12 protein-coding genes are annotated in these 9,254 nt (G+C 72.2%); 9 read left to right on the top strand and 3 right to left on the bottom strand.

Features of this window, described 5'->3' with window-relative positions:
- From Q0116_RS00735 to Q0116_RS00710, 6 genes are all read left to right on the top strand, one after another.
- Window positions 1-552 (top strand): metal ABC transporter solute-binding protein, Zn/Mn family (locus Q0116_RS00735; protein ID WP_297884562.1); only part of this gene is annotated, 552 nt, incomplete at its 5' end.
- A 100-nt stretch (window positions 553-652) separates the two neighbouring features.
- The gene (locus tag Q0116_RS00730) at window positions 653-1,393 is read left to right on the top strand and encodes a metal ABC transporter ATP-binding protein (protein WP_297884561.1); all 741 of its coding nucleotides are present in this window, start codon (window positions 653-655) and stop codon (window positions 1,391-1,393) included.
- The gene (locus Q0116_RS00725) at window positions 1,393-2,469 is read left to right on the top strand and encodes a metal ABC transporter permease (protein WP_297884560.1); all 1,077 of its coding nucleotides are present in this window, start codon (window positions 1,393-1,395) and stop codon (window positions 2,467-2,469) included. The genes Q0116_RS00730 and Q0116_RS00725 overlap by 1 nt, the downstream gene beginning before the upstream one ends.
- A gap of 99 nt (window positions 2,470-2,568) precedes the next feature.
- Window positions 2,569-2,853, top strand: a complete 285-nt coding sequence (locus Q0116_RS00720) for a hypothetical protein (protein ID WP_006113366.1) — start codon at window positions 2,569-2,571, stop codon at window positions 2,851-2,853.
- 78 nt (window positions 2,854-2,931) lie between these two features.
- A complete protein-coding gene (locus Q0116_RS00715; protein ID WP_297884556.1) occupies window positions 2,932-3,375 on the top strand; it encodes a DUF393 domain-containing protein in 444 nt (147 codons plus the stop codon).
- A 37-nt stretch (window positions 3,376-3,412) separates the two neighbouring features.
- Complete coding sequence (locus tag Q0116_RS00710; RefSeq protein ID WP_297884554.1) at window positions 3,413-3,889, top strand: DUF123 domain-containing protein; 477 nt, start codon at window positions 3,413-3,415, stop codon at window positions 3,887-3,889.
- Between the two features lie 16 nt (window positions 3,890-3,905).
- On the opposite strand, the gene Q0116_RS00705 is transcribed toward Q0116_RS00710, so the two are convergent.
- The 3 genes from Q0116_RS00705 to Q0116_RS00695 all read right to left on the bottom strand — a co-directional run bounded on the left by Q0116_RS00705 (window position 3,906) and on the right by Q0116_RS00695 (window position 5,676).
- A complete protein-coding gene (locus Q0116_RS00705; RefSeq protein WP_297884552.1) occupies window positions 3,906-4,388 on the bottom strand; it encodes an acyl-CoA thioesterase in 483 nt (160 codons plus the stop codon).
- Between the two features lie 66 nt (window positions 4,389-4,454).
- A complete protein-coding gene (locus Q0116_RS00700; RefSeq protein ID WP_297884550.1) occupies window positions 4,455-4,910 on the bottom strand; it encodes a bifunctional nuclease family protein in 456 nt (151 codons plus the stop codon).
- A gap of 85 nt (window positions 4,911-4,995) precedes the next feature.
- A complete protein-coding gene (locus tag Q0116_RS00695; protein ID WP_297884548.1) occupies window positions 4,996-5,676 on the bottom strand; it encodes a winged helix-turn-helix domain-containing protein in 681 nt (226 codons plus the stop codon).
- A 123-nt stretch (window positions 5,677-5,799) separates the two neighbouring features.
- Here Q0116_RS00695 and Q0116_RS00690 point away from each other — a divergent pair, with 123 nt between their 5' ends.
- From Q0116_RS00690 to purM, 3 genes are all read left to right on the top strand, one after another.
- Window positions 5,800-7,581: a TraB/GumN family protein gene (locus Q0116_RS00690; protein ID WP_297884547.1), complete on the top strand. Its 1,782-nt coding sequence runs from the start codon at window positions 5,800-5,802 to the stop codon at window positions 7,579-7,581.
- Window positions 7,578-8,249 (top strand): metalloprotease, encoded by a 672-nt coding sequence (locus Q0116_RS00685; RefSeq protein WP_297884545.1) that lies wholly within the window; start codon window positions 7,578-7,580, stop codon window positions 8,247-8,249. The genes Q0116_RS00690 and Q0116_RS00685 overlap by 4 nt, the downstream gene beginning before the upstream one ends.
- 82 nt (window positions 8,250-8,331) lie before the next feature.
- Window positions 8,332-9,254 (top strand): phosphoribosylformylglycinamidine cyclo-ligase (purM, locus tag Q0116_RS00680; protein ID WP_297884543.1); only part of this gene is annotated, 923 nt, incomplete at its 3' end.

Genomic DNA, 9,254 nt, shown 5'->3' with positions numbered 1-9,254 from the left:
CACGACGACGGGACCCGGTACGACCCCCACGTCTGGACGGACCCGGTGCTCGCGGGCGAGATGGTCGACACCATCGCGACCGGGCTGGGCGAGGCGGACCCCGACAACGCCGAGGCGTACGCGGCCAACGCCGACTCGTACGCCGAGGAACTGGGGGCGATCGACGACGCCTTCCGATCGATCGCCGAGGACGCCGCGCGCGACGTGGCGGTGTTGGCGGGCCACAACTCCTTCCAGTACCTCGAGGCGCGCTACGGGTTCCGGCTCCACTCGCCGGTCGGCGTCTCGCCGCAGAACGAGCCGACGCAGTCGGAGATCGCCGACACGATCGACCTCGTCGACGGCGAGGGGATCGACGTCGTGCTGTACGACCGGTTCCAGTCGCCGCGGCTCGCCGAGTCGATCGTCGAGAACAGCGGCGCGACGGAGGCGGTCCCGGTCTCGCCGGCCGGCGGGACGACCCGCGAGTGGAACGACGCCGGCTACGGCTACCTCGAACAGATGACCGAGATCAACGTCCCCGCCTTCGAGCGGGCGTTCGACGTCCAGTGACGGAAGTGGCGACCGCGTCGCCTCTCGTGCCGCGTGAGCGTCCGCGCGACGGCGGAGTAAAAGAGCTAAACGTGCGGACGGTCCAGATGGAGCACGCGCAGTGACCGCAATCGTCGACCTCGACGGCGTGACGTTCTCCTACGGCGACACGGTCGCCGTGAGCGACGTCTCTCTCACGGTCGAGGAGGGGGAGTTCCTCGGGCTCGTCGGGCCGAACGGCTCCGGGAAGACCACGCTGCTCCACCTCATGCTCGGCCTCCACGACCCCGACGAGGGGTCCGTCGAGCTGTTCGGCCGCCCGGTAGAAGAGTTCGACGACGGCGGCCGGATCGGCTACGTCTCGCAGAAGGCGACGAGCCGCGGCGGCGCGATGCCCGTCACCGTGCGCGAGTGCGTCACGATGGGGCGGTTCGCGCACGCCGGGCGAGGACGGCTCTCCGAGACCGACCGGGCCGCCGTCGCGGACGCCATCGAGACCGTCGGGATCGGCGACCTCGCCGACCGCCTCGTCTCGGAGCTCTCCGGCGGACAGAAGCAGCGCGCGTACATCGCGCGGGCCCTCGCCAGCGACGCCGACCTGCTCGCGCTCGACGAGCCGACGGTCGGCGTCGACGCCGAGTCCCGCGACGCGTTCTACGCGCTCCTCGACGAGCTCAACGGCGACGGGATCACGGTCATCCTCATCGAGCACGACATCGGGGTCGTCACCGACCGCGCGAACCGCATCGCCTGTATCAACACCGAGCTGTACCACCACGGGGACACGGAGTCGTTCGTCGAGAGCGACGCCCTCGGGGAGGCGTACGGCGCGACCGGACAGGTCGTCCACCACCACCACTGATGAGCGGGGAGACACCGACCGACGGCGAGCGGGACCGCCCGCGCTCGGACCCCGTCGGCCCGGGGCGCGGACTGCGCCGGACGGCGGAGCTCGCCGGGATCGGGCTCACCGGCGTCGTCGCGGCGGTCATGCTCTCGTTCCTCCTCCTCTACTGGGCGCAGGACCTGCCGGTGGCGAGCGAGCTGTACGCCGCGTTCCGCTCGATCGGCCGCGCGATGGACGCCGCGTTCGGGACGAACGTCTTCCGGCACCCGATCATGTGGCAGTCGATGGCGGTGGGCGTGCTCGTCGGGGTGGTCGCGCCGCTCGTCGGCTCCTTCCTCGTCCACCGCGAGATGGCGCTGATCGGCGAGACGCTCGCCCACACCGCGTTCGCCGGGGTAGCGGTCGGTATCCTCGTCACCTCCGCGACGGGGTGGAGCGGCTCGCTGCTGCTCGTGGCGCTCGCGGTCGGCATCCTCGGCGCGCTCGGGGTCCAGTGGCTCACGGAGCGCACCGACGCCTACGGCGACGTGCCCATCGCGATCATGCTCAGCGGGAGCTTCGCGGTCGGGACCCTGATCATCAGCTACGGCGACGGGCTCACCGGCGTCAACATTCAGGGGTACCTGTTCGGCAACCTCGCGGTCGTCACGCCGGACGGCGCGCGCCTCATGGGGGCGCTCTCGATCGTCGTCGTCGCGGCCGTGGCGCTGACGTACAAGCAGCTCCTCTTCATCACCTTCGACGAGCAGGCCGCGCGGGTCGCGCAGCTGAACGTCACCGGCTACAACACCCTGCTCGTGGTGTTGACCGCGGTCGTCGTCGTCGGTGCGATGCAGGTGCTCGGCGTCATCCTCGTCGCCGCGATGCTGGTCGTCCCCGTCGCGGCCGCCTCGCAGGTCGCGCGGAGCTTCCGCGAGACGATGTACCTCGGGGTGATCTTCGGCCAGCTGTCGGTGATCGGCGGCTTCGCCGTCTCGATCGGACTCGGCCTCCCCTCCGGGGGGTCGATCGTCGTCACGGCCATCGCGGTGTACCTCGCGACCATCCTCGGCTCCGGCTCCTCCGTGAAGGCGATCTCGACGCACGGGTGAAAACGGCCGACCGGCGGTCTCGGAGCCCGCAGGCGGCGGTCGTGCGCGGCTCGCGTCCGGTTTCCACAGACCCTTAAGTCGCGGCCGCGACTGACCGCTATGGGAGACACCGAGACCTACACGGTCACCGGCCCCGACGGTGACGAAGAGTCGTTCGAACTGCCCGCCGGCCTCGTCGACGTGCTCAGCGAGCAGGGTGAGCCCGCGACCGCCGTCGTCTCCGACGTGGTCGTCCAGGCGATGGCCCAGCAGGCCCACGTGATCGTCCACCACAGCGAGGGCGACGTGCCCGAGGACATCGCGGAGATGAACGAGACGGCCGCGGAGCTGTTCGAGGAGCGGTTCGGGCAGTCGCTCGAAGACGCGCTCGGCCACTCGCACTGAGCCGACCGGGCCCCTCGCGTTCGCCGATTCGACCCGTTCGACCGGCCGCTTAAGCCGGTCGAGTCCGTATCTATCGCTATGTCTACCGACCCGGACGGCGCGGCGGCGCCGGTGTTGATCTTCGACGGCGACTGCCCGTACTGCTCGGTCGCGGCGGTCGCGCTCCGGCGGCTCGAGGGCGTCGTCGCGGTCCCGTGGGAGGCCGACCCGGTCGGCCCGTTCCTCGACGCGCAGTTCGGCTCGCGCCCGTTCGCGATGGTGCTCGTCGACCCCGGCGAGCGCCGGGTGTACGCGGGGCGGTCGGCCGCCGAAGAGCTGGCGAACCGCGCCGGGACCCCTGGGATCGTCGGCGGGCTCGTCCGCGACAATTACGACCACATCGCCAACGTGGTCGGCGCGCTGTCGGGGCGCGGCCGCGACCCGGCGGACGTCCACGACACCTACCGGCTCGACGACGACGCCCGCGACCTGGTGGGGTCGCTCCGGTCGGCCGCCGCCGAGGCGCCGACCGCGCTGTCGTGATCGGGACCGCAGTCCATCTCGTCGGTGCGGGGAAGCGATGAGCGACGCCGTCGGCGGCAGCTACACCCTCGTCGTCGACCTCGCGGCGGACGCGACGCTGTCGGCGGGCGCGCTCGGCGAGCACCGCCTCCCGGCCGGCGCGTACGCGTACACGGGGAGCGCGCTCGGCGCGGGCGGGTTCGCCCGGGTCGACAGACACCGCCGGACCGCGCGCGGCGACCACGACGTCCGCCACTGGCACGTCGACTACCTGCTCGGCCACCCGGCGGCGCGGATCGACCGCGTCGTCCGAAGCACGGGCGTCGACGTCGAGTGCGCGGTCGCGGAGCGCCTGCCCGCGGGGCCGGTCGACGGGTTCGGCGCGTCCGACTGCGACTGTCCCACCCACCTAGCCGCCGCCGGCGACGGTCTCGACGGCCTCGCGGAGCGCGCGCTGGCGGCGCACGAGGCGGCGGTCGCGGCGTCCGACGATCCGGCGGCGACCGTCGAGGTCGTCGCCGGGTCGGAAGAGTGAGTCTCGGACGCGCCGGTCAGAGGTCGTAGCGGTCGACGACCTGCCGCAGCTGTTCCTCTCGCCCCTCCATGGCGTCCTCGCGGAGCGCCGTCTCATCCTCGGTCGGACACTCCAGGTCGGGGACCGGCGTCGGGCGGCCCGCGTCGTCGAGCGCGACGAACGTGAAGTAGGAGGTCGTCGTCCGGCGCGTCTCGTCCGTGCGGGGGTTCTCCGCGCGCACGTCGACCTTCACGTCGACGCTCGTCCGCCCGGTGTTGAACACGTACCCCTCGATGATGGCGACCTCGCCCATCTCGATCGGCGCGATGAAGTCGACGTGGTCCATCGACGCGGTGACCACCTGCCGGTTCGCGAAGCGCATGCCCGCGATGGCGCCGCAGATGTCCATCCAGTGTAACACGGCTCCGCCGAGCGCGCGGCCGAGGTTGTTCGTGTCGTTCGGCAGCAGCATCTCCGTCATCTCGGTGTGGGAGGAGGCGAGCGTGGCCGTCTCGTCCATGCCCGTCGTGGGAGACCCGACGACTTGAACGGCCGGCTTCGCCGGCGGCGGACGCGCGCGGCGAACTCAGCGCTCGCCCGACCGGTCGTCGTCGCTGAACCGGACGGAGTCCGGCGGTCGCCCCGCCTCGTCGACCACCTCGTCGGTCACGACGATGGGGCAGTCGACCCGCACCGCGAGCGCGAGCGCGTCCGAGGGCCGGGCGTCGAAGACGAACCGCTCCGGCTCCCCGTCGTCGTAGCGCTCGGCGTCGACCTTGGCGTAGAAGGTGCCGTCGTGGAGGTCGTCGACGCGGACGCGGTCGATGGCCCCGCCGAACTCGGTGAGGATGCTCACGAGCAGGTCGTGCGTGAGCGGTCGGTCGAACGGTTCGCCCTCCAGCGCCATCCCGATCGAACGGGCCTGGTCGCCGCTGACGAAGATCGGCACGTACTCGCCGCGCGCGGACAGGATCACCGCCGGGACGTCGCCGCTCGGCGCAGAGCCCGCCCCGACCCCGACGACCTCGGCCTCGTGTTCCATACGTGAACGTGGTGACGGCCGCTTGAATAGCTGTCCCACGCGCGGACCGTGCGGCCCGGATCGCGCCCGTCGCTCCCGGGGGCCGCTAGCTCGACGCGCGGTACCAGTACGCCCACGCCAGCGTGAACACGAGCGCGGCGGCGACGAAGAAGACGACGCCCGGTTCGACGAGCGAGACCGCGTACTGCGCGAGCGGGTCGCCGACGAGCTCGACCGCGCCGTCCGCGCCGTCGGCGGTGGTGTTCTGGTCCGGGACGCTCTCTATCGTCGGCCCGTCGGTGGTGGCCGTCCCCGCGTCGCCCCCGCCGGAGCGCGGGCCGGCGAGGGAGCCGACCGCGAGGAGGCGCTGCGCCGCGACGGCGGCGAGGCCGATCAGTCCGTAGCCGCCGAGCAGCCGCATGAGCGCCGTCTTGATCCCGGTCGACTCCTCGGAGCCGCCCGAGAACAGCACGAGGGGCTCGTCCGCGGCGGCGTACACGTCCATCTCGCGACCCTTCTCGGAGTAGGCGGTGTCGACGACGTCGACGAGGTCCGCCTCGTCGAGTCGCGAGAGGTGGTACTGGACGTTCTGGAGGGAGGTGTCGACCTCCTCGGCGAGCTCCGACTTCGTGGCCGGTCGGTCGTGGAGCGTCGAGAGGATCGCCCGCGCCGTCTCCGAGCCGAGGGCGGCGATGAGGTCGTCGGCCTCGTCGTCGTCGACGCCGACGACCCGCGGTTCGCGCTCCTCGGGGGTCGCGTCCGGCAGGGAGGGCAACAGCCGGGACATACGCGATCCTGTGGAGCGTGAGGATACAAACCTGTTGGATCGTTGGGAACGGGTCTCCCCCGCGCGGGGACGGTCCGGGACCGACGCACAAACCCTAAACGCGGTGACCGAGTACGACGGGTGATGACAGAGACGTCACGGGGGCGCGACGACGAGGCGTCCCCGTCGACCGACGGGCCCTCGCGGGCCGACGGCGGCGACCTCGAACGGGAGTCGCGCGCCGCCGACGGCGAGGGGAGCGTCACGGTCGTCGGGACCGCGCACGTGTCGGAGCGCTCCGTCGACGAGGTCGAGGAGACGATCGAGCGGGAGCGCCCCGACGTCGTCGCGGTCGAACTCGACGAGGGGCGCTACCGCCAGCTGAACGGCGAGACGCCCGACGACCTCGACGCCGGCGACCTGCTCAGGGGGAACACCGTGTTCCAGTTCCTGGCGTACTGGATGCTCTCGTACGTCCAGACGCAGCTCGGCGAGCGGTTCGACATCGAGCCGGGCGCGGACATGAAGGCCGCCGTCGACGTCGCCGAGTCGCTCGGCATCGACGTCGCCTTGGTCGACCGCGACATCCAGACCACGATCCAGCGCTTCTGGGCCCGGATGACGGTCACGGAGAAGCTCAGGCTCGTCGGCGGGCTCGCGTTCGGCGTCAGCGACCCGCGGGTCGCCGGCGTGATCGGCGGGCTCATCGTCGGGGTCCTCGCCGGCCCGGCGATCGGCCTCTTCGGCGGCGCGGTCGGGATCACGGACGCCGTGCTGACGAGCGTCGCCGCGGGCGTCCTCGTCGCGCTCGTCGTCGGCATCGCCGTCGACCAGGTCAGCGCGCTCGCGCTCTCGCCTGACCAGCGGCTCTACGCCGGCGTCGGCACCGGGCTCGCGGCCGGCGTCGCCGCCGGGGTCACCGGGGTCGCGAACGGGGTCGTGTCGGCGTACCTCGGCGGCTTCCCCGTGGCGGCGATCGGCGGCTTCGGGATCGGCATCGGCCTGGGACTGCTCGTCGGCGCGGTCCTCGCGATCGCGGTCGGCGCGTTCGCCGGCGGCGAGGTGGACGCGGAGGCCGAGGCGGGCGGGATCGCGGAGCTCGACGAGGCCGACCTCACCGACACCGACGTGGTGACGATGATGATGGAGGAGTTCCGGCAGTTCTCCCCGGGCGGCGCGGAGGCGCTCATCGACGAGCGCGACGCGTTCATCGGCCACCGGCTCGTCGCGCTCCGCGACGCCGGCTACGACGTGGTCGCCGTCGTCGGGGCCGGTCACCGGGCCGGAATCGAGGGGTACCTCGCGGACCCGGCGACGCTCCCGCCGATGGACTCCCTCGTCGGCGAGGAGTCCGGCCGGGGGCTCCCGTGGAAGAAGGCGCTCGGCTACGCGATCACGGTCGGCTTCGTCGGCTTCTTCCTCCTCCTGGCGCTGGGCGGCGCCGGCAACGCGTTCCTGCTGCGGCTGTTCGGCGCGTGGTTCGTGATCAACGGCGTCTTCGCGTTCGCCTTCGCGAAGGTCGCCGGCGCGCGCTGGCTCTCGGCCGGCGTCGGCGGGGCGGTCGCGTGGATGACCTCGATCAACCCGCTGCTCGCGCCCGGCTGGTTCACCGGCTACGTCGAACTCCGGAGCCTCACGGTCAACGTAGCTGACATCGGCGCGCTCAACGACCTGCTCGGCGACGAGACCCGGTCGGTCACCGAGCTGGTCTCGGAGATGCTCGACGTGCCGCTGTTCCGGCTCATCGTCGTCGTCGCGATGACTAACGTCGGCAGCATCGTCGCGAGCTTCCTCTTCGCGGCGTACGTGATCCCGGCGATGTTCGGGGCCGAGGTCGGCGGCGTCGACGAGGTCGGGCGGCTGCTCGTTGAGGGCGCGCTCAACGGTGCCGACCTCGTCCGCGGGGCCGTGGGGGGACTCGCATGAGCGGCGCGACGTTCTCGGGCCGCCGGATCGGCGGCCTCTACTTCAGCGGGTCCGAGCTCCGCGACCTCCTCGTCGCGTGGCTCGCGCTCGGCGTTGCGTTCACCCTGTTCTTCGTCGGCGGCTCGGGGGGTATCGGCCGGATCCTCGCCGCCGGCGTGCTCCCGCCGCTGTTCGTCGCGCTCGCGACCGCCGGGGTCGGCTTCCTCCTCCACGAGGTTGCGCACAAGGTCGTCGCCGTCCACTACGACCAGGTCGCGGAGTTCCGTGCGGACAACAGCATGCTGTTCCTCGCCGTGATGAGCTCGCTCCTCGGGTTCATCTTCGCCGCCCCGGGGGCGGTCCACCACCGCGGCCGGCTGACGCCCCGCGAACACGGCCACATCGCGCTCGCCGGGCCCGTCGTGAACCTCGGGCTGATGGCGGCGTTCTTCCCGCTGTTCGCGCTCGGCGGCGTCCTCGGCAGCGAGATCGTCACCATCCTCGGGGCGCGCGGCATCGCGATCAACGCGTTCCTCGCGGCGTTCAACCTGATCCCGTACGGCCCCCTCGACGGGAAGACGGTGATGGGATGGAGCAAGCTGGCCTGGGCGACCGCCTTCGTCCCCTCGGTGCTGCTCGCCGTCGGGCTCGTCTTCGTCGTGGGACTCGGCTTCGGCGGCCCGTTCTGAACGGCGGTCGGGCGACCGCCGCGCGTCCGGCGGCGTCGCCCGGAACGGTGCGTTTTTGCTCCGCCGGCGTGCCCCCACACACATGACCGAGGGCGACGGGGGCGACGACGGGGGACCGGACGGCGACGACGAACTCACCTACGCGGACGCGGGCGTCGACATCGACGCCAGCGAGGCCGCCACCGCCGCGCTGATCGGCGCGGTCGGCTCGGACGCGGACGACGACGCGAGCGACTACGCCGGCCTCCTCGACATCGGCGACCGCTACCTCGCGCTCGCGACCGACGGCGTCGGGACCAAGCTGCTCGTCGCGGAGGCGCTGGGCGACTACTCGACGGTCGGGATCGACTGTATGGCGATGAACGTCAACGACCTCGTGGCGGCCGGCGTCCGCCCCGTCGCCTTCGTCGACTACCTCGCCGTCGACGAGCCGGACGAGCGGTTCGCCGAGCAGGTCGGCGAGGGGCTCGCCCGCGGCGCCGACCTGGCGGACGTCGAACTCGTCGGCGGCGAGACGGCCGTGATGCCGGAAGTGGTCCGCGGGCTCGACCTCGCCGGGACCTGCGCCGGTCTCGCCGCGAAAGACGGCGTGTTCGACGGACGGGCCGAACCGGGCGACGCGCTCGTCGGCTGGCGCTCGTCGGGGATCCACTCGAACGGGCTCACGCTGGCGCGCGAGGCCGTCACGCGCGACCACGCCTACGCGGACCCCTGCCCGTTCGGCGACTACGAGACACTCGGCGACGCGCTGCTCGAACCGACCGCGATATACACGGACCTGCTCGACCCGATGCGCGAGCACGGCGTCCGCGGCGCGGCCCACGTGACGGGCGGCGGCTGGACCAACCTCGACCGGCTCGGCGGCCACCGCTACGTCGTGGAGGACGCGTTCGACCCGCAGCCGGTCTTCGAGTTCGTCCAGTCCGAGGGGGGCGTCTCCGACGAGGAGATGTACCGCACGTTCAACATGGGGACCGGGTTCGTCGCTGCGGTCGACCCGGACGC

The sequence above is a fragment of the uncultured Halorubrum sp. genome (assembly GCF_937146585.1).
In the GTDB taxonomy this organism is placed as follows: Archaea; Halobacteriota; Halobacteria; order Halobacteriales; family Haloferacaceae; genus Halorubrum; species Halorubrum miltondacostae.
Note: the sequence above shows the minus strand (reverse complement) of the source record. Positions and strands in the feature narration are given on the sequence as shown.